The sequence below is a fragment of the Streptomyces sp. NPDC050546 genome, from assembly GCF_044457425.1.
In the GTDB taxonomy this organism is placed as follows: Bacteria; Actinomycetota; Actinomycetes; order Streptomycetales; family Streptomycetaceae; genus Streptomyces.
Map to the genome: position 1 here is coordinate 135,172 of NZ_JBITGX010000003.1, position 24,842 is coordinate 160,013.

At 70.8% G+C, this 24,842-nt stretch carries 27 protein-coding genes and 1 pseudogene; 7 read left to right on the forward strand and 21 right to left on the reverse strand.

Annotation, left to right across the window (positions count from 1 at the left end; genetic code table 11):
• Window positions 1-52: 52 nt before the first annotated feature.
• The 6 genes and pseudogenes from ACIBK5_RS08560 to ACIBK5_RS08585 all read left to right on the forward strand — a co-directional run.
• Window positions 53-871, forward strand: coding sequence for a TIGR03084 family metal-binding protein (locus ACIBK5_RS08560; RefSeq protein ID WP_399017542.1), 819 nt, complete (start codon window positions 53-55; stop codon window positions 869-871).
• On the forward strand, window positions 868-2,544 hold the full coding sequence (locus tag ACIBK5_RS08565) for an acyclic terpene utilization AtuA family protein (protein WP_399017544.1): 1,677 nt from the start codon (window positions 868-870) through the stop codon (window positions 2,542-2,544). Before ACIBK5_RS08560 ends, ACIBK5_RS08565 begins: the two co-directional genes overlap by 4 nt.
• Window positions 2,541-4,139: an acyl-CoA carboxylase subunit beta gene (locus ACIBK5_RS08570; RefSeq protein WP_399017546.1), complete on the forward strand. Its 1,599-nt coding sequence runs from the start codon at window positions 2,541-2,543 to the stop codon at window positions 4,137-4,139. Before ACIBK5_RS08565 ends, ACIBK5_RS08570 begins: the two co-directional genes overlap by 4 nt.
• 4 nt (window positions 4,140-4,143) lie before the next feature.
• A complete protein-coding gene (locus ACIBK5_RS08575; protein WP_399017548.1) occupies window positions 4,144-5,988 on the forward strand; it encodes a biotin carboxylase N-terminal domain-containing protein in 1,845 nt (614 codons plus the stop codon).
• Window positions 5,989-6,031: 43 nt separating this feature from the next.
• On the forward strand, window positions 6,032-7,162 hold the full coding sequence (locus ACIBK5_RS08580) for an acyl-CoA dehydrogenase family protein (protein ID WP_399017550.1): 1,131 nt from the start codon (window positions 6,032-6,034) through the stop codon (window positions 7,160-7,162).
• Window positions 7,163-7,195: 33 nt separating this feature from the next.
• Window positions 7,196-7,873, forward strand: a pseudogene (locus ACIBK5_RS08585) (AMP-binding protein); the annotation flags it as partial.
• Between the two features lie 82 nt (window positions 7,874-7,955).
• Here ACIBK5_RS08585 and hemC read toward each other — a convergent pair.
• Genes hemC through ACIBK5_RS08610 form a run of 5 tightly spaced genes read right to left on the reverse strand, consistent with a single transcriptional unit; the run spans window position 7,956 to window position 10,584 of the window.
• Window positions 7,956-8,930 carry a hydroxymethylbilane synthase gene (gene hemC / locus ACIBK5_RS08590; RefSeq protein ID WP_399017552.1) on the reverse strand — a complete coding sequence of 325 codons (975 nt, stop codon included), beginning with the start codon at window positions 8,928-8,930 and terminating at the stop codon, window positions 7,956-7,958.
• Window positions 8,927-9,400 carry an NUDIX domain-containing protein gene (locus ACIBK5_RS08595; RefSeq protein WP_399017553.1) on the reverse strand — a complete coding sequence of 158 codons (474 nt, stop codon included), beginning with the start codon at window positions 9,398-9,400 and terminating at the stop codon, window positions 8,927-8,929. The genes hemC and ACIBK5_RS08595 overlap by 4 nt, the downstream gene beginning before the upstream one ends.
• Before the next feature lie 25 nt (window positions 9,401-9,425).
• Complete coding sequence (locus ACIBK5_RS08600; protein ID WP_399017555.1) at window positions 9,426-9,740, reverse strand: hypothetical protein; 315 nt, start codon at window positions 9,738-9,740, stop codon at window positions 9,426-9,428.
• A complete protein-coding gene (locus ACIBK5_RS08605; protein ID WP_399017557.1) occupies window positions 9,740-10,219 on the reverse strand; it encodes a hypothetical protein in 480 nt (159 codons plus the stop codon). The genes ACIBK5_RS08600 and ACIBK5_RS08605 overlap by 1 nt, the downstream gene beginning before the upstream one ends.
• Window positions 10,216-10,584 (reverse strand): ATP-binding protein, encoded by a 369-nt coding sequence (locus ACIBK5_RS08610; protein ID WP_399017559.1) that lies wholly within the window; start codon window positions 10,582-10,584, stop codon window positions 10,216-10,218. Before ACIBK5_RS08610 ends, ACIBK5_RS08605 begins: the two co-directional genes overlap by 4 nt.
• A gap of 226 nt (window positions 10,585-10,810) precedes the next feature.
• On the opposite strand from ACIBK5_RS08610, the gene ACIBK5_RS08615 reads away from it, so the two are divergent.
• Window positions 10,811-12,160: a transcriptional regulator gene (locus ACIBK5_RS08615; protein ID WP_399017561.1), complete on the forward strand. Its 1,350-nt coding sequence runs from the start codon at window positions 10,811-10,813 to the stop codon at window positions 12,158-12,160.
• A 60-nt stretch (window positions 12,161-12,220) separates the two neighbouring features.
• On the opposite strand, the gene ACIBK5_RS08620 is transcribed toward ACIBK5_RS08615, so the two are convergent.
• The 16 genes from ACIBK5_RS08620 to ACIBK5_RS08695 form a co-directional block, all read right to left on the reverse strand.
• A complete protein-coding gene (locus tag ACIBK5_RS08620) occupies window positions 12,221-12,565 on the reverse strand; it encodes a hypothetical protein (protein ID WP_359251885.1) in 345 nt (114 codons plus the stop codon).
• Window positions 12,562-12,816, reverse strand: coding sequence for a hypothetical protein (locus tag ACIBK5_RS08625; RefSeq protein WP_399017564.1), 255 nt, complete (start codon window positions 12,814-12,816; stop codon window positions 12,562-12,564). Before ACIBK5_RS08625 ends, ACIBK5_RS08620 begins: the two co-directional genes overlap by 4 nt.
• 80 nt (window positions 12,817-12,896) lie before the next feature.
• Complete coding sequence (locus ACIBK5_RS08630) at window positions 12,897-13,841, reverse strand: N-acetylmuramoyl-L-alanine amidase (protein ID WP_399017566.1); 945 nt, start codon at window positions 13,839-13,841, stop codon at window positions 12,897-12,899.
• Window positions 13,842-13,910: 69 nt separating this feature from the next.
• On the reverse strand, window positions 13,911-15,527 hold the full coding sequence (locus tag ACIBK5_RS08635) for a collagen-like protein (protein ID WP_399017567.1): 1,617 nt from the start codon (window positions 15,525-15,527) through the stop codon (window positions 13,911-13,913).
• 183 nt (window positions 15,528-15,710) lie between these two features.
• Window positions 15,711-16,451: a hypothetical protein gene (locus ACIBK5_RS08640; RefSeq protein ID WP_399017568.1), complete on the reverse strand. Its 741-nt coding sequence runs from the start codon at window positions 16,449-16,451 to the stop codon at window positions 15,711-15,713.
• Window positions 16,451-17,548, reverse strand: a complete 1,098-nt coding sequence (locus tag ACIBK5_RS08645) for a hypothetical protein (RefSeq protein WP_399017570.1) — start codon at window positions 17,546-17,548, stop codon at window positions 16,451-16,453. The genes ACIBK5_RS08640 and ACIBK5_RS08645 overlap by 1 nt, the downstream gene beginning before the upstream one ends.
• An 11-nt stretch (window positions 17,549-17,559) precedes the next feature.
• Complete coding sequence (locus ACIBK5_RS08650; protein WP_399017572.1) at window positions 17,560-18,567, reverse strand: hypothetical protein; 1,008 nt, start codon at window positions 18,565-18,567, stop codon at window positions 17,560-17,562.
• A gap of 13 nt (window positions 18,568-18,580) precedes the next feature.
• Complete coding sequence (locus tag ACIBK5_RS08655; protein ID WP_399017574.1) at window positions 18,581-19,918, reverse strand: phage distal tail protein; 1,338 nt, start codon at window positions 19,916-19,918, stop codon at window positions 18,581-18,583.
• A gap of 2 nt (window positions 19,919-19,920) precedes the next feature.
• The gene (locus tag ACIBK5_RS08660; RefSeq protein WP_399017576.1) at window positions 19,921-22,149 is read right to left on the reverse strand and encodes a phage tail tape measure protein; all 2,229 of its coding nucleotides are present in this window, start codon (window positions 22,147-22,149) and stop codon (window positions 19,921-19,923) included.
• A 49-nt stretch (window positions 22,150-22,198) separates the two neighbouring features.
• On the reverse strand, window positions 22,199-22,336 hold the full coding sequence (locus ACIBK5_RS08665; protein ID WP_318319413.1) for a hypothetical protein: 138 nt from the start codon (window positions 22,334-22,336) through the stop codon (window positions 22,199-22,201).
• 71 nt (window positions 22,337-22,407) lie between these two features.
• On the reverse strand, window positions 22,408-22,893 hold the full coding sequence (locus ACIBK5_RS08670; RefSeq protein WP_399017578.1) for a hypothetical protein: 486 nt from the start codon (window positions 22,891-22,893) through the stop codon (window positions 22,408-22,410).
• Entirely contained in the window at window positions 22,893-23,363 is a 471-nt protein-coding gene (locus tag ACIBK5_RS08675; RefSeq protein WP_399017579.1) for a phage tail tube protein, read from the reverse strand. Before ACIBK5_RS08675 ends, ACIBK5_RS08670 begins: the two co-directional genes overlap by 1 nt.
• A 13-nt stretch (window positions 23,364-23,376) precedes the next feature.
• Complete coding sequence (locus tag ACIBK5_RS08680) at window positions 23,377-23,793, reverse strand: minor capsid protein (RefSeq protein ID WP_399017581.1); 417 nt, start codon at window positions 23,791-23,793, stop codon at window positions 23,377-23,379.
• Window positions 23,786-24,139, reverse strand: a complete 354-nt coding sequence (locus ACIBK5_RS08685; RefSeq protein WP_359251908.1) for a hypothetical protein — start codon at window positions 24,137-24,139, stop codon at window positions 23,786-23,788. The genes ACIBK5_RS08680 and ACIBK5_RS08685 overlap by 8 nt, the downstream gene beginning before the upstream one ends.
• Window positions 24,136-24,453, reverse strand: coding sequence for a hypothetical protein (locus ACIBK5_RS08690; protein ID WP_399017583.1), 318 nt, complete (start codon window positions 24,451-24,453; stop codon window positions 24,136-24,138). The genes ACIBK5_RS08685 and ACIBK5_RS08690 overlap by 4 nt, the downstream gene beginning before the upstream one ends.
• Complete coding sequence (locus tag ACIBK5_RS08695) at window positions 24,450-24,839, reverse strand: hypothetical protein (RefSeq protein WP_399017585.1); 390 nt, start codon at window positions 24,837-24,839, stop codon at window positions 24,450-24,452. Before ACIBK5_RS08695 ends, ACIBK5_RS08690 begins: the two co-directional genes overlap by 4 nt.
• Between the last annotated feature and the right edge of the window lie 3 nt (window positions 24,840-24,842).

The window sequence follows — 24,842 nt, forward strand, 5'->3', positions numbered from 1 at the left end:
CGCCGCACGACTTCGCACCACCCCGCACACCGCCGTGCCCCAGGGAGCGCCCGTGTCCGATCCGACGTCCGTGATCGACGACCTGCGCGAGGAGAGCGAGGAACTCGACCGACTCGTCGCCGGGGCGGGCCCGCAGCGCTGGGCGCTGGCCACCCCCGCCCCCGGCTGGACCGTCGCGCACCAGATCGCTCACCTCGCCTGGACCGACCGCTCGTCCCTGCTCGCCGTCACGGACGCCGAAGGCTTCCGCGCCCTGGTCGAGAAGGCCCTCACCGCACCGGGCTCCTTCGTCGACGAGGGCGCCGAGGAGGGCGCCGTGCTCCCGCCAGCCGAACTGCTCGCCCGCTGGCGTGCGGGCCGTACGGCGCTGGAGAAGGCGCTGCGGGCCGCCCCGCCCAAGGCGCGCTTCCCCTGGTACGGCCCGCCTATGTCGGCCGCATCCATGGCGACGGCCCGTCTTATGGAGACCTGGGCCCACGGCCAGGACGTGGCCGAGGCCCTGGGTGTGGTGCGCCCACCCACCGACCGGCTGCGGCATGTGGCCTGGCTCGGGGTACGGACCCGGGACTTCGCCTACGGCGCGCACGGGCTGACCCCGCCGGCCGACCCCTTCCGCGTAGAACTCCGCTCACCAGCCGACGACTTGTGGGCGTACGGCCCCGAGGACGCCCCGCAACGCGTCACCGGCCCCGCCCTCGACTTCTGCCTCCTGGTCACCCAGCGCGCCCACCGCGCCGACCTCGCCCTGCGTGCCGAAGGACCCGACGCCGACCGCTGGCTGGACCTCGCCCAGGCCTTCGCCGGACCGCCGGGCAGTGGACGCCCGCCGAAGAGGGCTGCCCAGGGCCCCTCGGACGAGGCCTCCTCATGACGGCCCTGCGCATCGGCAACGCCTCCGGCTTCTACGGCGACCGCTTCGACGCCCTGCGCGAGATGCTCACCGGCGGCGAACTGAACGTCCTCACCGGTGACTACCTCGCCGAACTGACGATGCTGATCCTCGGCCGCGACCGGCTGAAGGACCCGGCCGCGGGATACGCCCGCACGTTCCTGCGGCAGTTGGAGGACTGCCTGGGGATCGCCCACGAGCGGGGCGTGAAGATCGTCACCAACGCCGGCGGGCTCAACCCGGCCGGACTCGCCGACGCCGTACGGCACTTGGCCGACCGGCTCGGCATCCCCGTACGCGTCGCGCATGTGGAAGGCGACGATCTCACCTCCCACCACCCGGGCAGTCTCGCCGCCCACGCCTACCTCGGCGGGTTCGGTATCGCGGAGTGTCTGCGAGCGGGGGCCGATGTCGTCGTCACCGGGCGGGTGACGGACGCGGCCCTCGTCACCGGGCCCGCCGCCGCCCACTTCGGGTGGAGCGGAACGGACTACGACCGGCTCGCGGGTGCCGTCGTCGCCGGGCACGTCCTGGAGTGCGGAGCGCAGGCCACCGGCGGCAACTACGCCTTCTTCCATGAGAACGGCGCCGATCTGAGACGCCCCGGCTTCCCGCTCGCCGAGCTGCACGAGGACGGCAGCTGCGTCATCACCAAGCACCCCGGCACCGGCGGCTTCGTCGACATCGGCACCGTCACCGCCCAGTTGCTGTACGAGACGGCCGGTGCCCGGTACGCGGGGCCCGACGTCACCACCCGGTTGGACACCGTACGGCTCGGCCAGGACGGGCCCGACCGGGTGCGGATCGACGGCGTGCGCGGAGAGGCGCCCCCGCCCACCCTCAAGGTCGGGCTCAACAAGCTCGGCGGCTTCCGCAACGAGGTCGTCTTCGTGCTCACAGGCCTCGATATCGAGGCCAAGGCCGCGCTGGTGCGGGAGCAGCTGGAACCCGCCCTGGGCAAGGCCGCCGACGTGCGCTGGGAACTGGTCCGCACCGACCGGCCCGACGCTCCGAGCGAAGAGACGGCGAGCGCGCTGCTGCGGCTCGTCGTACGGGACCCGGACCAGGGAGTCGTCGGGCGGGAGCTGAGCGGGGCGGCCGTGGAGCTGGCGCTCGCCAGTTATCCCGGCTTCCATGTGCTCGCACCACCTGGAAAGGGCTCGCCCTATGGGGTCTTCGAGGATGTGTACGTCCCCCATGGCGGAGTCGACCATGTGGCTGTCCTCCACGACGGACGCCGCATCCCCGTGCCCCCGGCCCACGACACCGCCGTACTCGACGCCGTACCGGAACCGCCTCTGCCGGAGCCGCCGGCGCCCGGGCCCACCCGGCGCGCCCCTCTCGGCCTTGTCGCGGGTGCCCGCAGCGGCGACAAGGGCGGCAACGCCAACGTCGGGGTGTGGGCCCGCACGGACGACGCCTGGCGGTGGCTCGCACACGAGCTGACAACTGACAGATTCCAGCAGTTGATCCCCGAGAGCCGCGAGCTGAAGGTCACCCGGCACCTCCTGCCCCGGCTCCGCGCCCTCAACTTCGTCGTCGAGGGCATCCTCGGCGCGGGCGTCGCCGACCGGCACCGCTTCGACCCGCAGGCCAAGGCCCTCGGCGAATGGCTGCGCTCCCGCCACCTGGACATACCGGAGGCCCTCCTGTGACCGTCCTGACCTCCGCGCTCGACCCCAACAGCCCCGACCACCGGGACAACCGCGAGGCGATGCTCGCCAAGCTGGACGAGCTGACCGCCGAGCACGCCAAGGCCCTCGCGGGAGGCGGCGAGAAGTACGTGGCGCGGCACCGCAAACGCGGCAAGCTCCTCGCCCGCGAGCGCATCGAGCTGCTCCTCGACCCGGACACGCCGTTCCTGGAGCTGTCCCCGCTGGCCGCCTGGGGCAGTGAGTACGCCGTCGGCGCCTCCCTCGTCACCGGCATCGGTGTCGTCGAGGGCGTGGAGTGCCTGATCACCGCCAACGACCCGACCGTGCGCGGGGGAGCGAGCAACCCCTGGTCGCTGAAGAAGGCCCTGCGCGCGAACGACATCGCCCTCGCCAACCGGCTGCCCTGCATCAGCCTGGTGGAGTCCGGCGGAGCCGATCTGCCGTCCCAGAAGGAGATCTTCATCCCCGGCGGCGCGATCTTCCGGGACCTGACCCGGCTGTCGGCGGCCGGCATCCCGACCGTCGCCGTCGTCTTCGGCAACTCCACCGCTGGTGGCGCCTACATCCCCGGCATGTCCGACCACGTGATCATGGTCAAGGAGCGGGCGAAGGTGTTCCTCGGCGGCCCGCCGCTGGTGAAGATGGCCACGGGGGAGGAGAGCGACGACGAGTCCCTGGGCGGCGCCGAGATGCACGCGCGCACCTCCGGCCTCGCCGACCACTTCGCCGTCGACGAGCCCGACGCGCTCCGCCAGGCCCGGCGCGTGGTCGCCCGCCTCAACCACCGCAAGGCGTACGGCGATCCGGGCCCGGCCGAGCCCCCCAAGTACTCCGCCGACGAACTCCTCGGCATCGTCCCCGGCGACCTGAAGAGCCCCTTCGACCCGCGCGAGGTCATCGCCCGTATCGTCGACGCCTCCGACTTCGACGAGTTCAAGCCGCTCTACGGCACCAGCCTGACCACCGGCTGGGCCGCCCTGCACGGCTATCCGGTCGGCATCCTGGCGAACGCCCAGGGCGTGCTGTTCAGCGAGGAGTCCCAGAAGGCCGCCCAGTTCATCCAGCTCGCCAACCAGCGCGACATCCCGCTGCTCTTCCTGCACAACACCACCGGCTACATGGTCGGCAGGGAGTACGAGCAGGGCGGCATCATCAAGCACGGCGCGATGATGATCAACGCCGTCAGCAACAGCCGCGTCCCTCACCTCTCCGTCCTGCTGGGCGCCTCCTACGGCGCCGGCCACTACGGCATGTGCGGACGGGCCTACGACCCCCGCTTCCTCTTCGCCTGGCCCAGCGCCAAGTCGGCCGTCATGGGCCCGCAGCAGCTCGCGGGCGTGCTGTCGATCGTCGCCCGGCAGTCCGCGGCCGCGAAGGGACAGCCGTACGACGAGGAGGCGGACGCGGCGCTGCGCGCCATGGTGGAGCAGCAGATCGAGTCGGAGTCGCTGCCGATGTTCCTGTCGGGGCGGCTGTACGACGACGGCGTCATCGACCCGCGCGACACCCGCACCGTCCTCGGTATGTGCCTGTCCGCCATCCACACGGCCCCCTACGAGGGCGCACGCGGTGGCTTCGGCGTCTTCCGGATGTGAGGCAATGATTACTTCTGTTCTGGTGGCGAACCGGGGCGAGATCGCCTGCCGCGTCTTCCGCACCTGCCGTGAGCTGGGAATCCGGACGGTGGCCGTGCACTCGGACGCCGACGCGAACGCCCTCCACGCGCGCGTGGCCGACGCGAGCGTACGACTTCCGGGGGAGGCGCCAGCCGACACCTATCTGCGCGGCGACCTGATCGTGAAGGCCGCCGTCGCGTCCGGCGCGGACGCCGTGCACCCCGGATACGGCTTCCTCTCCGAGAACGCCGACTTCGCCCGGGCCGTCCGGGACGCGGGCCTTCTCTGGATCGGCCCGCCGCCCGAGGCCATCGAGGCGATGGCGTCCAAGACCCGCGCCAAGCAGCTCATGGGCATCCAGCCCCTCACCCACGTCACCGAAGCCGACCTGCCCGTGCTGGTGAAGGCGGCGGCGGGCGGCGGCGGACGCGGCATGCGCGTCGTACGGCATCTGGCGGACCTGGACGCCGAACTGGCCTCCGCGCGCGCCGAAGCCGCGAGCGCCTTCGGCGACGGCGAGGTCTTCGTCGAGCCGTACGTCGAGAACGGCCGCCATGTCGAGGTCCAGATCCTCGCCGACACCCACGGCACGGTCCTGCCGCTCGGCACCCGCGACTGCTCCCTCCAGCGCCGCCACCAGAAGGTCGTGGAGGAGGCCCCGGCACCCGGACTCCCCGAGGAACTCCAGGAGGAGCTGAGCACCCTCGCCGTACGGGCCGCCCGAGCCGTCGATTATGTGGGCGCCGGCACGGTCGAGTTCCTCGTCGCCGACGGCAGGGCGCACTTCCTGGAGATGAACACCCGCCTCCAGGTCGAGCACCCCGTGACGGAGGCGGTGTTCGGCCTCGACCTGGTCGCCGAGCAGATCCGCGTCGCCGAAGGCCACCCCCTCGACGACGCGCCTCCACGCGCGCGTGGCCACGCCGTCGAGGCCCGCCTGTATGCCGAGGACCCCTCCCGCGACTGGGCCCCGCAGACCGGCCGTCTGCACCGGCTGTCCGTACCGGAGGGCGTCCGCCTGGACACCGGCTACACCGACGGCGACGACATCGGCGTCCACTACGACCCCATGCTCGCCAAGGTCGTGGCCCACGCCCCCACGCGCGCGGAGGCCCTCCGCAAGCTCGCCTCCGCTCTGGAACGAGCCGTGATCCACGGCCCCGTCACCAACCGCGGCCTCCTGGTCCGCTCACTGCGCCACCCCGAGTTCACCGCGGCTCGCATGGACACCGGCTTCTACGACCGCCACCTGCCGGAACTGACCGCCCCCGCCACCGACAGGCACGCCCCGCTCGCCGCGGCCCTCGCCGACGCCCGCACCGGCTCCCGCTTCGGCGGCTGGCGCAACGTCCCCTCGCAGCCGCAGGTCAAGCGCTACGAGATGGCGGGCGAGGAACACGAGGTCCACTACCAGTACACGAGGCAGGGCCTGGAGGCGGAGGGGGTGCGGGTGGTGCACTCCGACCCGGGTCTGGTCGTACTCGAAGTGGACGGAGTGCGGCGCCGGTTCACCGTGACCCGCCACGACGACCACGTCTACGTCAACAACACGGCCCTGACGGCCCTGCCCCGCTTCCCCGACCCGACGGCCCAGCACGCCCCGGGCTCCCTCCTGGCCCCCATGCCCGGCACGGTCGTCCGAGTGGCCGACGGCCTCACCACAGGGACCCCCGTCAAGGCCGGCGACCCCCTCCTCTGGCTGGAGGCGATGAAGATGCAGCACAAGATCACAGCGCCCGTGACGGGAACGCTGAGCGAGCTGCACGCCGTACCCGGCCAGCAGGTGGAGCCGGGGATGCTCCTGGCAGTGGTGAAGGAGACCTCCTAAGGGGCGCGGGGAACTGCGCGACCAGCCACGACGAAGGAGTCACATGCCCACGATCGAAACCGATGAGCACAAGGCCCTCCGCTCGGCCGTAGCGGCACTGGGCAAACGCCACGGCCGCACCTACGACCGGGAGGCACTCTGGTCCGAGGCGGGCAAACTCGGCTACCTCGGCGTCAACCTGCCGGAGGCGTACGGCGGCGGAGGCGGCGGAATCGCCGAACTCTCCGTCGTGCTCGAAGAACTGGGCGCTGCCGGCTGCCCGCTCCTGATGATGGTCGTCTCACCCGCCATCTGCGGCACGGTCATCGCCCGCTTCGGCACGGCAGAACAGAAACAGCACTGGCTCCCGGGCCTCGCCGACGGCACCCGCACCATGGCCTTCGGTATCACCGAGCCCGACGCCGGCTCCAATGCGCACCGCATCACGACCACGGCTCACCGTGACGGAGCCGACTGGATCCTCACCGGCCGCAAGGTCTTCATCTCCGGCGTGGACATCGCGGACGCGACCCTCATCGTCGGCCGCACCGAGGACGCCCGCACCGGCACCCTCAAACCCTGCCTGTTCATCGTCCCGCGCGACACCCTCGGGTTCGAACGCCGCCCCATCGACATGGAACTCAACGCCGCCGAGAAGCAGTTCGAGCTGACCCTCGACGACGTACGGCTGCCCGCCGACGCCCTGGTCGGCGACGAGGACGCGGGCCTGCTGCAACTCTTCGCCGGCCTCAACCCCGAGCGCGTCATGACGGCCGCCTTCGCGATCGGCATGGGCCGCTACGCGCTCGCGCGGGCCATCGAGTACGCCCGCGACCGGCAGGTCTGGAAGACCCCCATCGGCGCCCACCAGGCCATCGCCCACCCCCTGGCCCAGGCGCACATCGAGCTCGAACTCGCCCGCCTGATGACGCAGAAGGCCGCCCACCTCTACGACGCGGGCGACGACACCGGCGCCGGAGAGGCCGCCAACATGGCGAAGTACGCCGCCGGGGAGGCCTGCGTGAGGGCCGTGGACCAGGCCGTGCACACCCTCGGCGGCAACGGTCTCACCCGCGAGTACGGCCTGGCCCAGCTGATAACGGCCGCGCGCGTGGCTCGTATCGCACCGGTGAGCCGGGAGATGATTCTCAACTACGTCTCCCACCAGACCCTGGGCCTGCCCAAGTCGTACTGAGACGGCCGAAGACGGCCCGCGCGAGGAGGAACCATGTTCCGCAGCGAGTACGCAGACGTCCCGCCCGTCGACCTGCCCATCCACGACGCGGTCCTGGCCCGGGCCGCGGAGTTCGGCGGCATCCCGGCGCTGATCGACGGCACCGACGGCACCACCCTCTCCTACGAGCAGGTCGACCGCTTCCACCGGCGCGTCGCCGCCGGACTCGCCGAGGCCGGGGTGCGCAAGGGCGACGTCCTCGCGCTGCACAGCCCCAACACCATCGCCTTCCCCACCGCCTTCTACGCCGCCACGCGCGCGGGCGCCACCGTCACCACCGTGCACCCGCTCGCCACCGCCCAGGAGTTCGCCAAGCAGCTCACGGACTCGGCGGCCCGCTGGATCGTCACCGTCTCACCGCTGCTCGACATCGCCCGCCGGGCCGCCGAGCTCGCCGGCGGCGTACGCGAGATCTTCGTGTGCGACAGCGCCACCGGCCACCGGTCCCTGATCGACATGCTGGCCTCCGCCGCCCCCGAGCCGGTGATCGACATCGACCCCGCCGAGGACGTGGCGGCCCTCCCGTACTCCTCCGGGACCACCGGCACACCCAAGGGCGTGCTGCTCACCCACCGGCAGATCGCCACCAACCTCGCCCAGCTCGACGGGGCGATACCCGCGGGCCCCGGCGACCGCATCCTCGCCGTCCTGCCGTTCTTCCACGACAGTGGCTCTAAAGGACAGCGAGCAGAGAACGGCCCCGGTACCTCACGGTAGGTACCGGGGCCGTTCCGCTCGGCCGACGTGGTGCCTGTTAGTGCGGGATGCCGTCGATGATCCCGCGGGCCCCCTGCCGAAGCAGTTCGGCACCCACACGGGCGCCGAGTACCGCCGGATCGTTCAGGGACTCGCCCCAGAACTGCGCGTGAACGAATTTGGAACCGTCGCGCGAGAAGACCATGCCGCGCAAGCTGAGCTGTCCGTCGGGGTCCGTGATGCAGTGACCCGCAATGGGGCTGTTGCAGTGCCCTCGCAGGTTGTGCAACATCACGCGCTCGGCCGTGATCTCGGTCATGGTGCGTTCGTGGTTGACCTGCTGGAGCAGGTAGGCGACTGCGTCGTCGTCCTTCTTGCATTCGAGGCCGAGCGCGCCCGCGCCGACGGCCGGCAGCATCTCGCCGACCTCGAACACCTGCCGAGCGCGGTCGCCGAGGTCGAGGCGTTCCAGTCCTGCCAGGGCGAGGACCATCGCGTCGAGCTTGTGGTCGATGGGCTTACGTCCGTCGAGCTTGTCGATACGCGTACCGACCAGACCGCGGACACGCACGACGTTGAGGTCAGGGCGCACGCGGTTGATCTGGGCCTTACGGCGCACGGCGGACGTGGCGACGGACGCGCCGGACGGGAGATCGGCGAGCGTCTGCACGTCGGACCCCTCGGGTACGAGCAGGACGTCGCGCACGTCGTCGCGGGGGAGGTAGGCGGCGAAGATCAGGCCGCGCGGCATGGGGACGTCGCCCGGCACGTCCTTGATGCAGTGGACGGCCATGTCTACCTGTCCGCGCTGCAACATCTGATCGATTTCCCGGACGAACAGGCCCTTCCCGCCGAGCTGGGCCAAGTCACCCTGCCAGTGGTCCGCCTCGGTGGTGACCGGCACGACCTCGATATCGAGGTCAGGCTCGATCTTGCGCAGCAGGCCCGACACCTGCTCGACCTGGGCAAGGGCAAGCGGTGAGCTACGCGTACCGATGCGCAGCTTTCGGGCGGGGAAGTCGTTGGAGGTCATAACGTCCCTTCGTGTCTGGTTTCACGGTAGACCGTGCTGCCGGGGGTCTGGAGCGGCCCCACGATCCGCACGGCTATTGCGGGGTGCAGCAGCTCTTGAGCCTCAGCGCGGGGCGCCCAGCGCCACGCGTCGAGTTCGGCGCGCTGCAAGGTGATGCGGTCGGTGTCGGCCTTGGTGAAAACGGGGCCGGCGAACAGGAACGCCAACCGGTCGCGGCGACCGGGGCGGGTGGCTTGCAGCCACTCGACGGCGAACAGGTCGTGTTCCGTAACGTCGAGGTCGTCGAGGCCGAGTTCTTCGCGCACCTCTCGGCGAACGGCGTCGACGGGGGATTCGCCCTGCTCGACGATGCCGCCGGGCAGATGCCACGGGGCGCCGGCCTTGGCCGGGTGAACGATGAACAGGTCGTCGTCTGGATTGGTGATCAGAACTGAGGCTGTCACCGGGTGGCCGGGGGCCAGTGGTGGCATGGCGCGTCCCTTCGGCGTAGGTGGCTCACAACAGGCGGGCGATCGAGGGCGGCATGAACAGGTCGCGTGCCCGGTGCTGGGCCCATACGAGGGCCGCGTCGCCGTCGTCCCGGCGGGCGTACTCCGTGCACAGCTCGCAGCCGTCGAGGTGCTGGTGTGGCACGTCCTCGGGGTGGTCCGCGGCTATGTGGCGGGCCACCTGCAACTGTTCCCAGAAACACCCCTCGGGGGCGTCCCAGGTGCGTGCGAGCCTTAGCAGCCACCGTACGCACTCGCGGCACGCCCACATGAACGGCGGCGGTATGGGCCGTTCGCCGACGTCGCTCCGGTCCTCGTACATCAGCGAGTCCGGAGGGTTGTCGCGCCCATGTACGCCCGATTGGTGGCGACGACGCGTTCGAGGTACTGCTCGACCATGTCGGGGCCGGCGCCCGGCGGGACAGGGTCAAGGCCGATCGTCACGCACGCGGGACGTCCGGCGGCGACGTGCCGGCGCCACGGGTCGCCCGGGGTCGGCAACCGCATGACGAATGAGGGGTGCCCGTAGTCGAGGGCGACGAAGGGGCCGCGGATCAGCAGACGTGCGCCGACGATCGGCACGCGCTCGGCGGCCGGGCGTAAGTTCATGGCGTCGACCATGCCCATCAGGCCGTCCTCGACCGTCTCGGCCGTCTCCCCGGGGCGCCGCGGGGGTGCGTGGCCGATCAGGACGTACGCGACGGGGGGCGCGAGGGCGCCCGCGTGCACCCAGGTTGACACCGTGCAGCCGGCGGCGAATCCGGGGCCGGGCACGGCCCGGAACGATACTTCGGTCGTCACCTGTCTACCTCCGCCCATACGGCTTTCCCGAACGGTCTGTCGTCGACGTTCCACCGCGCCGCGAGGGCGTCGACGATGTGCAGGCCCCGGCCGCGGGCCCGCGCCCCCGATTCGTTGCGCATGTGGGGGCGCCTGCGGCGGGGGTCGTGCACCTCGATACGCACGAGCTTCGGGGTCGTCAGGACGGCGACGAGTAGCTTCTCGTCTGGTTCCGTTCCGTAGCGGTAGGCGTTCGTGACCAGCTCCGCGACGATCAATAAGACGTCGTCGCGCTTCGCCTCGACGAGTGGTTCGTCGTCGCGCGCCAGGACCTCGCGCACATATGCGCGGGCCTGCGCCGACGATTCGGGGCGCGCGGGGAACATCGCTTGCGCTGGGGGCGCGCTAGGTGATGGGGCGCAGGGGGCCAGCTCCCGCGGTGGTTCGGTCATGCCTAACCCCTTCGGGCAGCCGCGACGGGGGTTTCGCGGCTGCTTCACGAGCGAATGAGTTTGCCTGACTAGGCAACACGCGTAACGAAACCGGGGGTACCGTCGAGGGGGGTGTCGAAGGGTGTCGCTTTCGTCGCCCACGGTCGCGGAGGTGCGGGGAATGAAGACGCCGAACGACGAACTTGCGTACTGGGTCGGACGCTCGGGCATCAGCCGTAAGGAACTGGCGCGGCGCGTGCAATCGAAGGCGCGGGAGTGGGGGCAACCGAACATCGCCCCGAACGCGACCAGCGTCCGCCGCTGGTTGGAAGGTGAAACGCCCCGCGCCCCGGTTCCCGACATTCTGGCCGGGGTGTTCTCCGATCACTTCGGATGGCGCATCACGACGTACGACCTTGGCCTCGGGGAGGGAAGTTCGGCCGAGGCCGGCCTCGCCTACGACCCATCGTTCGCGGCTACCGTGGAAGTAGTCGCCGACCTTGGGAGGGCCGACGTGGACCGTCGACAGTTCCTTGCAGCAGCGCCGTTCGCCGCGGTGGCCGGTGTCGGTCCCTCGCGGGACTGGCTGTTGAACACCCTCGACCAGGAACCGGAACCGGGCCCGCGGGTGAGGCTGGAAGACGTCTTGGCCGTGAAGAACATGTTCGGGACGTTCCAGAAAATGGACGTCCTACAGGGCGGCGGGTCCGGGCGCCTGGTGCTCGCCGAGTACATGAACCATCACGTCTACCCGCTGTTGCGGCGGTCGCATGACGACCAAGTGCGGCGCGCACTGTGCGAGGCTGCGGCCGAACAGACGTACCTACTCGGCTGGATGGCCTATGACAACGGCGAACACTCCGTCGCGCAGCGCTACTTGATTCAGTCGCTACGCCTCGCCGAGGAGTCGCACAATCCGGCGCTTGGCGCGCACGTTCTCGCGGGCATGGCCGATCAGGCGACGCTACTCGGCGACCCTGCCGAGGGGCGTCGCCTGGCACAGGCCGGCCGTCAAGGTCTGGCGCGAGCACACTCGCCGGCCTGCCTCGCGGACCTGTGGTGTCTGGAGGCGCGCGCGCTCGCCCTGCTCGGCGACAAGTCGGCGGCGACGCGGGCGGTCGTTCAGTCGGAACGGGCGTACGCGCGGGCAGACCTCGCCGAGGAACCCGACTGGGCGGCGTTCATCGACCCTGCGTACCTGCACGGCGAGCACGCCAACACCATGCGCGACCTGGGCGACGCTGCGGCGGCCGAGGAACACGCGGCCCGCTCGATCGAACATGCGAAGATGCAGAACCGGGCCCGCCGGGGCGCCATGTCTCACGCTGCGCTCGCCGTGTCCCACCTGCAACGGAAGGATCTCGACCAGGCGTATTCGGTCGGTCTGCGGACGCTGAAGCTGTCCGGACAGGTGCGGTCCTCGCGGGCGGTCGAGGCCGTGCAAGACCTGCAACGGCGGATGCAGCCCTTCGGCGGGCGCCTAGTCGCCGACTTCTCCGAACGGGCCCGCGAGCTGGTCGCCGCGGCGTAGGCGCCGGAACGCAGAGAACGCCCCCCGCAACGGCCACAGACGGCCGTGCGGGGGGCGTTCTCACGTGCGGGTGGCGAGCTGCCACAGGGAGATGATGAGGCCGCACAGGGCGACCAGGGCGGCGAGGGACGGGAGCGGCCACCGTGCCCGTTCGAGGTCGGCGAGGCGGGTGTCGTTGCGCTTCTGCCGCTCGGTGTCGCCCCGTTCGAGGGTGTCGAGCCGGCCGTCGTGGGCGTCGAGCCGCGTCGAGTGGTCCTTGATCTGCATGTCGGTCTGGTCGTGGCGCTGCATGAGCAGGGCGAGGGCGCCGTCGGTGCGGGTGAACCCGACCTCGATCGTGCGCCGGATGCGTTCCAGCTCGACGGCGACCGCGGCCGGGTCCGACGGCGGCGGATTGGTGGTCACTCGGCGGTGCCTCCGTCGTCGACCAGGCCGAGACCGAACCGGTCGAGCAGGGCCTCGACGGCGGGGCTCGCCATGATCCGGGCCACGATGCCGGCGACGCCCGCGGCGGACACGGCGGCGCCCACGATCCACGGGGCGGCGACGGCGAGGTCGGAGTCGGCGAGCAGGGCGGCGAGGGCGGGGAGGACGGCGGCGACCGCGGCGAGGGTCTGGAGCGCGGTACGGATGGCGCGCTTGTTCTTGACGTTCATGGGGGGTGCTCCTGTTCGTGCGGGCCCGCCCCGCGGCGCGGTGCCGCGGGGCGGGGCGGGATGGGGGTGTCGAGCGGGGCCTACTTGTCGTAGGCGAGGCGGTGCAGGTACGCCCACCCCTGCGGGCCGATGGCCGGGTCGGACGTCTTACCGGCGGCGCGGTACTTCGGGTAGGCGTTGTGGAACTTGACGACCGCGGCCTCGGTCTTCGGGCCGTAGTTGTCTGCCTCGACGACCGACTTCGCCATGAATCCCGCGGCCTTGAGCGCGCGCTGAAGCGGCTTCGCCGACGGCGAGGTCTTGCCCGGGGCGAGGCCGGCCGGGAACGCGGGCGGGCTGTACGGCTTCGGCGTGGTCGCGGCCTTGAGCTTGAGGACTTCGCCGGCGCGGATGACGTACGGGGCCTTGATGCCGTTCAGCGTGGCGAGGGTCTGCCACGCGACGCCCACCTTCGCCCCGATGCCGGACAGGGTGTCGCCGTCCTTCACGGTGTACGTGCTCGACGTGCTGCCTCCGCCGGTGCTGGCGCCGGTGAGCTTCTTCGCGCGGGCGACGATCTCGGCGAGCTGGGCGACGATCCGCGTACCGGGGCAGGACGTGTGTCCGCCCCACGCGCTACCGCCCATCGCGTGGTACCCGAGACCCTTGCCCGACGGGGAGTTCGTCACCTGGAGAGGGACGCCGTAGGTCTTGTGGGCCCATGCCAGCACTTCGGCGACGCGGTCGAGCTGGGCGTCGGTGAGGGAGTCGCCCCCCTGCCCCTCGTTCTCGACGCTGAGCCAGGACGTGTTGCCGCTGGCCTGCGCCCATGCGCGGTCGCTGGTGTCGACCCACTGGCGGAGCTTGCCGGTCTTGCTGGTGCCGAAGTGGCTCGACGCTCGGGCCTTGCTGTTGCGGAACCAACTGTCGGTCCCCTCGAACGTGCCGGCCATGATGTGGACGACGACGCCCCGCACTTCGGCCTGCCCGTTGTTGGTGAAGTTGACGGCGATCGGGCGCCACTCGGCGCCGGGCATACGTGCCATGGGTGGTGTCTCCAGACATGAAAAAACGCCCGCGGCGCGGTGCCGGGGCGTACGGGTGGTGTGGGGTGATCAGGCGGCGAGTGCCACGATCGGGATGTCGTGGTCGGCGAGCGCGGTCGAGGCCGTCGGGCTGACGGTGGTGGGGAGCGTGCTCTGTGCCGCGATGTACCAGGCGCGCGGGAAGAAACTCGTCGTCATAGCGAAGTTGGCCGTAGCGACCGGGGACTCGTTCTGCACGTGGAAGAACGAGAAATCGGCCGTGCCGCCCACGGTCATCAGCCACGCCACCCAGTACCGGCCGGGGGTGAGCGTGGTCGAGGTGAAGCTGAGCGGGACGGCTCCGATGTGGTTCGAGACCATGGCGGGGAGCGATCCGGTCTCCTGGCCGGCCTGGTTGAGGGCGACAGCACTCGATGCGACGACGCGTGTTCCGTCCTCGCGGTAGATGCCGGCCATGTACCGGTTGGTGGACACTCCGCCGTACCCGCGGGCGAACATCACGGCCTTGGTGACCGTGGTCGACTCCGTGATGTTGATGCCGGTCAGGTACAGGCGCTGCGGGCTGAGGTACTTCGCGGCCGGGTTGGCGACGGCGTACGGGTCGCACGACCAGGCGGCGAACCCGAGGGCCTGCGGCGTCCATACGTTTTTGGGGACCGCGGTCGGCATCTGCGTGATGGGGAGTCGCGTCGTCGCGTCGAGGCTGGCAACGCCGGATGCGGCGCCGCGCGCGGTGGTGGCGAGGGCGCCAACGTCGGCGGCAGCAAGGACGACGGCCCCGGTCTTGGTGTTGACGGACGTTACCGGCGCGGTGCCTCCGCCGGCGCCGAGGGTGAATGCCGTTCCGTCGGACTGCCGTACCCGCAACGTGCCGCCCTCGGACCACAGCAGGGCGCCCGCGGGGTTCGTCGTGGGCGGGGTGGTGGCGTTGGCGAACGCGAGGACTCCGCCGGCTCCTCCGCCGAGCGTGGCGCCCGTGCCGCCGATTCGCGCGTCGGTGAACGTGGCGGTCGCGTTGGTGACTAGTTCCGCGTTCTTGTTGACGGCGGTGTACTTCGCCTGTGCCGCATCCGACGCCTTGAAAACGTCGGCCTGAGTGCCGGCGTAGACGACGTGCAACGTGCCGTCCATGCGGCTGTATCCGCCGTTGTTGGCCACGGCTCCCACGTCCGCGGCGGCGAGGACGACCGCGGCCTGAGACTTGCCGTTGACGGACTGCACGACTCCCGGGGCGCCGGTCGGGCCCTGGGCTCCGGTGTCGCCCTTGACGCCCTGGGCGCCGGCCGGGCCGGTCGCTCCTGTGTCGCCCTTGACGCCCTGGGCGCCGACAAGGGACGCGAGCCACTGGGCGACCGTGCCGACGAAACCGGCCTTCACCGCGACCTCGTACGCGGAGTCACCGCGCACGGCGACGTAGGTCGGCGTCGTCGGGTCGGTGGGCGCGATGTCGGCGATGTCGACGGCCGGGGATTCCGCGGGTAGCAACACCTGATAGACGCGGTTCATCTGTACGCCGGCGAGCTGTTCGGCCACGCTGTACGACCAGCCGGTCGGGTTCATGCCGGGGGCGTTGGTGGCTGGGATGGTGACGGCGAACGCGCCCTGAGCGTCGAGGGGCGCGGTAACGGGCCCGCCGAGGATCACGTCGGAGTCGGGGAAGGTGATCAGGCTGGGGGCCCGGAACACGACTTGCCCACTGAGGGGGGTTCCGTCAGGGAGGAGATACCGGCCCGTCACCCGGACTGTGGGAATCGACTCGGGCAGGGGCATCGGTGGCGGCCTCCAACTTCGGCGGGGTCATGGTCATGGGGTCGCGGCCCGGAGCGGGCAGGAAGCCGCTCGACTCCGGGTCCGGGGCGGTGGGTGTGCTCACTGGGGGGCCTCCGACGCGCTGAAGGTGTTCCGGGTGTAGACACCGAGACAGTTCGTGCGGATGGCGCCGGAACCGGTCTTGACGTTGTGCTTCAACCGGTAGTTGCGGTGGTCGAAGAACTTGCCGCGCACGGGCTTGGTGATCTCGTGAGCGGTCCAGCCGTTCGAGGTGTTGGCCGTCCATGACTCGATCACGCCGTCGTTGTCCTCGAACTGCACAGTGGCGGTGACGCCCGCGGGGGTGTACGTCTCGAACGAGGCATACAGGACGGCATTCATCAGGCGCGTTGCGCCGGTCCATGCGGTCGTCAGGGCGGTGTTACTGGTCTCTTGGCCGGCGGTCGACTGCATCGGGATCGGCATGGACGGCCGGCCGAGGAACTGGTCGGCGAAACCGTCGTCCATCACGATCACGTCGGACTCGTTGCCTTCGGCGCGGTTCCACATGCGGATCATTTGGCCGGCGACGCCGGACTCGTCGCCCACGGTCAGGGCGGGGGTGCCTCCGGTGGCGCGGGCCATGCCGACGGCCCAGTCGCCTTCCGGTGTCTGGCCGGTCATGAAGATGCGCGTTCCGTCGGGGGCCTCGCAGATCAGGCGCCCGCCCTCGCCGATCCGGACGTCGCCGGCGAGGATCTGGTTCATGGCGGGGCGTATCTGCGCTCGGCCACGGAGGGTGCGCACCTCGCGTTCGAGGGCGGCGAGGCGGTCGAGGACGTCTTGCGGGACGTACGCCATCAGGCGGCTACCTCCAAGTAGAGCTTGGCCGTCTCGGGGCGGCCTCGCTCGGGCGGGTTGATGGACATGCCGACGACGCGGTATCGGGCGTCGAGGACGTCGGGGTGCCACAGGTCGCGGATGCGGACGCGGACGGTCGCGCCGAGCAGGGCGGGCGTGATGTTGCTGCCGAGCAACACCTCGACCTCGGGGATTTGCACGGGGCGCCGGGCGGCGTTCCAGTCGGCGCGCGCGTGCTCGTCGAGGGTGGTCTGTTGCTCCACGGTGGTGTAGTCGGACGATCCGTCGAGGCGCGGCCACCCTGCGGCGAGGTCGTCGTCGGCGACCAGGCGCTCGGAAATGAGCGGGTACGACTCGGCGGCCTGGTTGCCGTTGATGGTCGCGCCGCGGGACTGCCATCCGTTGGCGAGGCCGGACGCGTCGTGCGGCCACGTGTACGTGAGGATCGGGCCCGGGTGGTCGAGCACGATCTCGGCGGCCCCGGTGCGGATGACGGGGTGTCCCAGGATCAGGCGCTTGACTCGGCGTCCGTCGTTGTCGCGGTAGCTGGCGATACGCCACTCGAAACCGCCCTCGACGGCGGCGAGCTGGTCGACCAGGTCGCCGACCCATGGCAGGTCGAACCGGGAGAACTCGCGGTCGCGGGCGACGCCGGACGGCTCGCCGTCGTACGTGATCCCGATGTTCCCGCCGGGGGTCGACTGCACGTAGTCGAGCAGGCCGCGCACGATGTCGAACTGGTCGACTTGCTGGGCGACTTGGGTGTCGAGCAACAGGCGACGGTACAGGTAGGACTCCCACCCGCCGCACTGGATGGCGGCGGTAAGGAATCCCCGGGGCGAGCTGGACAGGGACAGTGTCCACAGGATGCCGCCCCACCAGATCTCGCGCCCGCGCTCGACCCACACCCCGGTACGGCCGGGGAGCAGGGCGCGGCGGGCACGCTCGGCGATCTCGCGGTTCGGTATGGGGATGTTGCCGGTGAGCCGGCCGGTCTTGCCTATGTAGTCGTCGAGGGCGACGCCCTGGACGTGCAGCGCGTCGACGACCTGGTCGGACCGTAGGTCGGTGAACAGGAACCGGTACGGGGTCTGCACGCGCGGCCCCCCTACTGCACGAACGTCGCGGAGATCCGCAAGTTCGTGTCCTTTTCGAGGGCGTTGTCGGTGCGGGTCGGTCCGCCTCCGGCCCATGAACGTATGGTCATCAGGCCGTCGGCCCCGACGGCGCACGCGCCGACGCCGTACCCGTTCGCGGCGGTCGCCTCGACCAGCAGGACCGGGCGCCACCCGGTGGGCAGCGTGGCGACCAGGGTGTCGGCGAGGTTGGGGTTTGCGAGCAGGGTCGCCCCGGTGCGCGACCACGTGCCGAGGATCTGCACCACCCCGTTCCGGCGGCGGGCGTTGAAGGAACTGAGCGACCAGCCGCTCGCCGTGGTCAGTCCGCCGCTGGTCGTCTCGACGGCGCGCTCGGGCGGCCGGTAGGTCTCCCATACGTCGGTGGTGGCGTTCCAGCGTTCGAGGGTGCCGTCGGCGTCCCGGAACTGCCCCTCGTACGCGCCGTCGAACGACAGTCCCCAACCCTGCGGCAGGATGCCGCCCACGGCGGCGGTGAACCGTCGCCGGTCGGCGAGGGCGCTTGTCCAGTTGATCCCGCCCACGCCCGCGGACGCGCCGGCGGGCACGGTGACGTCCCACAGGCGCAGCGAGCAGGCGGGCAGGGTCGGCGCGGTCGGGGTGGCGGTGGCTTCGCCCTGCACGATCTCGATGCGGGCGAGGGCGTTGTCGCTCTGGTCGAACAGGCCGTCGTACACGCGCAGGATCACGGAGTCGATTCGCGCGAACTGGGCGCTCCCGTCGGTGAACGTGACGGTCTCGGGGGCGTCGACGGCGACGGGGTACGCGCCCTGCGCGGTCGTGCCCTGTACGGCGGCGCGGCCGATACCCACCTGTAGGGACATGGCGCCGGCGCCGGTTGCGGCGAACGGGTTCCCGCCGGGGATCACTCCGTCGCGGGTGCGTATCTCGTTCTCGGGCGACCACGTGCCGACGGGCGCGAGCCGCGTGTCTTCTCTGGTCTGCCCCAGGGGCAGCAGCCATGCGGGGCGCACGGTCACGGGCGGTGTCTCCTTACCAGTAGGCGGCGCGGTAGCGCACGGCGACGGACGCGGCCGGGTCGTTGCTGCCGGGCGCGGCGCGGAACATCAGGGGGGTGGTGCCGGGCGGGAACGTGAACGTCTGCTCGGGGACCGACCTGCTCGTCGCGGTGTAGAGCCGCGAGGCGGTGCTGTTGAGCGTCACCGTGCCGGCCTGCGTGTCGACGACCAGGACGTCGCCGGCGGCGAGGGGAAGGTCGTATTCGAGAACGTCGCCGGTCGTGATGTTCGTCAGGCTCGGCATGGCGACCGGGCCCCGGAACTCGACGACCGGGTGAGTCTCCGCGGTGCCGGTGTTGACGGCGGACAGGCGGCCGGTGCTGCCTGGGGTGCCGAAGTTGAGCGGCCACGCGAGCACACCCGCCGTGGTGCTGATGCGTAGCGAGGACGTTCCGACCGTGACCGGTGCGGCGAGGGCGGCGGGGAAGGTGACGACCGGTTGTACGAACGCGGCGCCGGGCGGGGCGGCGGCGGTGAACACTGCGGCGCCCGACGCGCTGGTCGAGTCGGCGACGTGCGCGCCGGCCGCGGTCCACCACCGAAGGGTGATCAGGGCGGCCGTCCGGGCGGCGAGGTCCGCGGCGAACGTCACCTCTTGCCCGGCGGCGACGGCCCATCCGTAGTTGCTGGCCTCCGCGGACCACACCAGTTCGCCGGCGGCGGTGAGCGGCTGCACGGACACGGGGCCCGTGCCGTTCCCGGTGATGACCGGATCGCCGTCGGACCACCATCGCCAGACCTCGCCGATACCGTCGGCCTGGTCGTCGGGCAGTACCTCGACCTCCGCGGCCTCCCACTTCAGGCCGTCCTCGGACACGGGGAGCATGGCCCGTACGGACTGCTCGGCGAGGGCGTACCGGCGGGGGTCGGTGGCGACCCACTCGATCGCCCCGCCCGTGATCGTCCCGACCCGGTATCCGAGCGTCGTTGGGACGGCCCGCCGGGTCGCTCGGGCGAACGCGAGCAGGGGCCCGCGCTCGTCGAGCCACGCCACGAGAGGGATCTCGTCGAGGCGCGGCGCGGTCGCCGCGGACAGGGCGCCGACGACCTCGCCGATCTGCGCGCGCGGGGCGCGCACCATCAGGCCGTCGACGCCCACCGTGCGGGACTGAGCGAGCAACTGCCCGGGGAACGCCCCGTGCGCGTCGGCCCGCTCGACCGTGCCTGAGTCGAGCGGCGGGAGGTCTTCCCACCCGGTGAGCGTCTTCCACCGGTACGGCGTGCCGGGGCCGAGCAGCAGGTCGCCGTACTGGACATGGCCGGGGCGGGTGACCAGGGCGCCCGCGGCGCTGAACGCTGCAAGTTCAGCCATGGTCACCCCCTTGCCTTGGCGAGCCACGCAAGGGCCTTCGCGTTGTCGTCCGGTGAGCCGTTCTCGGCGGCGTGCCAGTGCTCGATGTGCACTCCGCTCGACGGCGCGGCGAGGGCGCCCGCGGGGGCGCCGGCGAGGGCCGGGACGGCGGGCGGGGTGATCAGGTTGGACATGGTCCGGTCGAGGGCGGCCTGTCCCCACCGGATGCCCTTGACGACGCCGGCGGGAATCCAGCGGCCAACGCTCTTGGCCATGACCTTGGACGGCGAGTGAATTCCGAGTGCCTTTGCAATCGGCCCCGGAATCAGGTCCTTAGCCCAACTGATCAACGTGGATTTGAGCCACGATCCCATGGACTTAATGCCGTTCCATAGGCCGCGTACGACGTCGGTTCCCTTGTCGTACAGCAGTTGCTTTAGCGATCCGATTCCGTCGGAAATCCGCTTCGGCAGACCGCGCACCCACGTGACCATTTCCCCGGCCTTATTGACCGTGGCCGTTTTGATCGCGGACCAATGCTTGATGATCAGGCCGAGCAACGTCCAGTTGAGGAAGGCGTTATACAGCCACCCCGGAACGCCCTTGACCCAATTCACTACGGCATTCCATCCGGCAATGGCGCCGGATTTGATAGTCGCCCAATGCTTGATCAGTAGACCGATAAGCGTGAAGTTCAGGAAGGCGTTAATCGCCATATCCTTAGCCCAAACGATCTTATCGACGAACCAATCCCACAGGGCGAGCGTCCACTTTTTGACGTCGTCCCAATAGGCGACGATCAGGACGACCAGGGCGGCGATAGCGAGGCCGACCCATCCGATCGGGCCCATGGCGACGATCCACGCTTGCGCCATCTGCGCGCCCGCAATGAGCGACTGAATTCCGAGTGCGGTGATCACCGGAATCACAACGGCGGCGATTACCGCGGCGAGGGCGGTAAAAACCCCTGAGTGCTCGCTCACGAACGAGAACAGGGAGGACAGGACAGGCAGAACGGTGCCACCGATGAACTCGGTGAGCGTCTGCATGGCGCCCCGTTTGAACGCCTCGATCTTGGCGCCCGCGTTGTCGCGCAGGCTGTCGCCCATCTTGCCCGCGGCGCCCCCGACCTGCCCCAGGGTGTCGACTGCCTTGGACGGGTCCAGCGCGTACAGCGCTGCTTGCATGTCCTCGGACTTGGTCTTGAAAAGCGATACGGCAAGGGCGTTGCGCTCGGCCGGGTCCTTGATCTGCCGCATGGCGTCAAAGACCTTGTCGAGCGCTGCCGACGCTTTCGGCCCGCCCTCCGTAAAGGCGGCCTGCATTTCCTTGCCGTTCAGGCCGATGGACGCGAAAGCCTTATCGACGTCCGGCCCGCCGGCCTGAACGGTCAGCAGGAATTCTTTAAGGCTGTCCGCGACGACGTCGGTATCGCGCGCGCCCGCCTGTAGACCCTGCGACATAAGGCCCGTGGCCGTTGTCGCGTCAAGGCCGATGTTCCGGAAAATCGTCGAATACTCGTTGAACGTATCCGCGATATCGTCGGCCCGCGGGCCCATGTTTTGCAGACCCTTGGTCAGTACGTCAAGGGCCTCCGTGCCGTTCTTCGCAAGTCCGGTCTTGAGCATCTGCCCGACCGCATTCGCGGTCTGGCCGAGATCCAGCTCGAACGTGCTCGAAAGGTCACTGACCTTCGTTGCGATGCTCTGGATTTGCGCATTGGTCGCGCCCGGCGGGGCGATACCCGCGCGCATGGTCGCCGATATCGCGTCGGCTGCACCCTGGAAATCCTCGGTGACGGCGTCGGCGTACATCGCGCCGGCTATCTCGCCGTACTTCTTGGCCTCCGCCGGGGTGGCGCCGAGCTGGGCGCCGAGTCGGCCGGTGATCTGCCCCTGTTCGAGGGCCTGGCCGAAGCCAGTCATCAGCAGGGCGCCCGCGGCTACGCCGATTCCGGCGAGGCCGACTTTCAGGCTCGACGACAGGCGTTCCCGGAGACTTCCGCCGGTCGCCTCGCCGACGTCTCCGCCGGCGTCGACCACGTCTCCGCCGGCGTCGCGCACTGCGCTTGCGGCGGTCGTGGCGAGGCCGTCGCCGAGTGCGTCGCCGGCCTGGCGGCCTGCGCGCTCGGCGTCGGATGAAATGGTCGTCGCGGACGCGCGTACGGCCTGCTCGGCGCGAGACAGGCCGCCCTCGACCCCGGACTCGTCAACGGTGATCGTGGCGAGCAGTTCGCCCACGGTCAACGCCACGGCCTCACCTCCTTGGGTGGTGCCGGCCGTGGTGCCGGGCGTGCGGGTGCTACTGGGCCGGTAGGCCCGTGATCCGGGCTATGTCCTCGGGGGAGTCGGCGCGGCGCGGTGTGCGTCGCCACGCGCGGGCGAACCGGGAGTCGGGAGACAGGGCGCCGACCAGGGCGACGAACCGGCGGGTCGTCATGGCGGCCAACTCATCGGCGCGCACCTGGTGTTCGCGGGACAGGTCGCCCTCGATGGCGCCCCAGTGGCGGACTACCGCTTGCCAGAACTCCGCCGCTTCCCGTTCTTCGGCTTCGCCCTGCGCGCCGCCCGGTTCGGCGCCGGGGCTTTTCCCGCGGCGCGGGCGCGCTCCTGGTCGTCGTGCAGCTCGGCGGCGCGCTCCATGGTCACGCTGCCCGGGGTGCGCACGTTGGCGGCCGAGTAGATGAGCACGATCCCGAACTGTCGGTCGGTCATGCCGGCCTCGGCCCACACGTCGAGGGTGTCGCCCCCGAACAGGGTCCCCAGCATCTTGCGGACGTCCGCGGGGTCGTTGCTGTCCTGCACGCGCTCGGCCTGCAAGGTGAACATCAGGGGCAGGGAGTCGGGGAGCACGTAGCGGGTGCCGTACAGGGTGAACGCCTGCCGGGGACGGCTGGTGTCCTGCTCGGCGAAAAACGCGTCGAAGTCGGCGGGGTCGCCAACGGCCGGCGCCTGCTCGTCGAGGTCGTCGTCGTACGCCGTGGTGTCGGTCGTCATCAGCCGGACACCGCCGCGGTGGTCGGGGCTCCGCAACGGGTGATCGTCGCCGACCAACTCGTCTTCTCGTTGGTCCCTCCGCCCTGCTCGCCGGGCGTGACGGTGGCCTCCCACACGACCCACTGGGTCTGTGTCTCGTGCCGCCACCGGACGGCGTTCCGCGAGTCGATGCCGAGTCGCTGGGACCATTCGCCGTCGACATACGCCTGTCCGGCGTCCTGGGCCTTGGTGGTCTTGTCGATGCGGAACTGTCCTTCGAGTTCGAGGGTCGCGCCGCGCTGCATGACGTCCTGCTCGTAGTGGCCTTCCGAGTCGAACGCGGTCGTGTCGGCCGTCTCCTCGTTCTCGCCCGGGTTGTGCGTGAACGTGGTGAGTCCGGCGATCGGAAGCCACGTTTCCTGGGTGGCTCCGGTGTCCTCGACCTGGAAAATCCAGCCGCGGGCGTCAATGGGCCTGCTCGTGCCTGCCATGGGGCGGGCCTCCTTACGGGGTGTCGGTGGGGCCGGTCACGTCGAGGTCGAAATTCACGACGTGCTCGTGCCGGCCGGTGCTGTCGGTCCCCATCGGGGCCGGGGTGCCGCGGGCCGCGGCGAGGACTAGGTGTGTGCCGTCGGGCAGCTCGACGCCGGCGAGGCCGTGCAGCGCGCGGTACAGGGCCGTACAGCGGGCGCGGGAGACGCGGGGGTCGGCGGTGCCGCGTACGCGCACCTGTAGGCGGGGGGTGTCGGCGTCGTCGCGGGCCTGCGGCGGGGTGCCGTCGTACAGGGACAGGGCGACGGCCTGGTCGGGGCTGGGCGGCATCGTCTCGACGAACGTGTCGCCGGCGAGGCCGGTCGAGTCGTAGGTGAGCAGGTCGAGGCCGTGCAGATACCGGGCGAGGCCGTCGAGCAGGTCAGCCACGGAGCGACCTCCGCACCTGGGCCGCGATGATCTCCTCGACGGCGCCGGCTTCCTCGGTCAAGGGGTCTTCGAGGAACTTCGCGGTGCGCCCGGAGTCGTGCCGCAACGTCATGTCCTCGTGCTGGCGGACGGCGTACGGGGTGTCGAAACTGACGCCGGCCGTCAGGGACGACTCGTCGACGGATGCGACTCCGGAGCGTTCGAGGGTGCCCTCTTCGATCGGCACGCGGGCGCGGGCGCGTTCGAGCACGTGCTCGGCGGCGAGGCGTAGGCCGCGGACGGCGCCGGCGCGGGTGCCGCGGACGGCGGCGGCGGTGTTCCACGTGAGGCGGGCGCGGGCGGTCACTCGCACATCACCTCCGTACAGGCGGGCACGGGCAGTCCCGGCGCGGTGTGGTGGGCGACGCTGATTGCCGTGGTGGTCCGGCCGTCGTGCAGGGTGAGGCGTGAGCGTGCCGGACAGTCGAGGTCCGGGGCGGCGATCACCTGGGCCGTGCTGAGTACCTGGGCGCCGGTGCTGTCCCGGGTGACCTTGCGGGCCCCGGACACCAGGGCGGGCACGTCCGCGACGGGCGGCCCGTACTGCGGCCCGTACGCGCCGTCGCCGAGATACGGCTCGACGGTGACCCGGTGACGGAGCAGGTAGGCGGGGACCCTCACCAGATCACCCCCGGGAGCAGGCCGGCGCGGCGGAGCGCGCGGTGTGCGCGGGGGGCGAGGTCGAGGTCGCCGACGGCGGCCGGGGCGTCCCGGCGGTCGCCGAGCGACACGGGGCCGATAGAGACGCTGCCCCATCGGCCGGCCGCTCCGGTGCCGTCATCACCCGTGGCGAGCTGGTACTCGACCTGCGCGCACGTGGCGTCCGCGAGGGCCTGCACGACGGCCGGGTCGGTCGCCATGCCTGCCGCGTCCGTGACATAGACGGCGCACAACAGGGCGTCGTCGACGTCCTCGCTCGCACGGGCGAGCAGGCGCTCGGCGCCCTCCGGTGCCGGCTGCCCGGTCCACGCGCTCAGTTGCTCGGGCGTCGCGTAGATCCGGGGCACGGC

What these genes read in the sequence shown, in the direction of transcription:
- ACIBK5_RS08575 (WP_399017548.1), top strand. Translation starts at nt 4,144, where the DNA reads ATGATTACTTCTGTTCTGGTGGCGAACCGGGGCGAGATCGCCTGCCGC.
- ACIBK5_RS08670 (WP_399017578.1), bottom strand. Translation starts at nt 22,893, where the DNA reads ATGACGACCGACACCACGGCGTACGACGACGACCTCGACGAGCAGGCG.
- ACIBK5_RS08615 (WP_399017561.1), top strand. Translation starts at nt 10,811, where the DNA reads ATGAAGACGCCGAACGACGAACTTGCGTACTGGGTCGGACGCTCGGGC.
- ACIBK5_RS08610 (WP_399017559.1), bottom strand. Translation starts at nt 10,584, where the DNA reads ATGTTCCCCGCGCGCCCCGAATCGTCGGCGCAGGCCCGCGCATATGTG.
- ACIBK5_RS08625 (WP_399017564.1), bottom strand. Translation starts at nt 12,816, where the DNA reads ATGAACGTCAAGAACAAGCGCGCCATCCGTACCGCGCTCCAGACCCTC.
- ACIBK5_RS08580 (WP_399017550.1), top strand. Translation starts at nt 6,032, where the DNA reads ATGCCCACGATCGAAACCGATGAGCACAAGGCCCTCCGCTCGGCCGTA.
- ACIBK5_RS08665 (WP_318319413.1), bottom strand. Translation starts at nt 22,336, where the DNA reads ATGACGACCCGCCGGTTCGTCGCCCTGGTCGGCGCCCTGTCTCCCGAC.
- ACIBK5_RS08600 (WP_399017555.1), bottom strand. Translation starts at nt 9,740, where the DNA reads ATGTACGAGGACCGGAGCGACGTCGGCGAACGGCCCATACCGCCGCCG.
- ACIBK5_RS08655 (WP_399017574.1), bottom strand. Translation starts at nt 19,918, where the DNA reads ATGGCTGAACTTGCAGCGTTCAGCGCCGCGGGCGCCCTGGTCACCCGC.
- ACIBK5_RS08630 (WP_399017566.1), bottom strand. Translation starts at nt 13,841, where the DNA reads ATGGCACGTATGCCCGGCGCCGAGTGGCGCCCGATCGCCGTCAACTTC.
- ACIBK5_RS08595 (WP_399017553.1), bottom strand. Translation starts at nt 9,400, where the DNA reads ATGCCACCACTGGCCCCCGGCCACCCGGTGACAGCCTCAGTTCTGATC.
- ACIBK5_RS08640 (WP_399017568.1), bottom strand. Translation starts at nt 16,451, where the DNA reads ATGGCGTACGTCCCGCAAGACGTCCTCGACCGCCTCGCCGCCCTCGAA.
- ACIBK5_RS08675 (WP_399017579.1), bottom strand. Translation starts at nt 23,363, where the DNA reads ATGGCAGGCACGAGCAGGCCCATTGACGCCCGCGGCTGGATTTTCCAG.
- ACIBK5_RS08565 (WP_399017544.1), top strand. Translation starts at nt 868, where the DNA reads ATGACGGCCCTGCGCATCGGCAACGCCTCCGGCTTCTACGGCGACCGC.
- hemC (WP_399017552.1), bottom strand. Translation starts at nt 8,930, where the DNA reads ATGACCTCCAACGACTTCCCCGCCCGAAAGCTGCGCATCGGTACGCGT.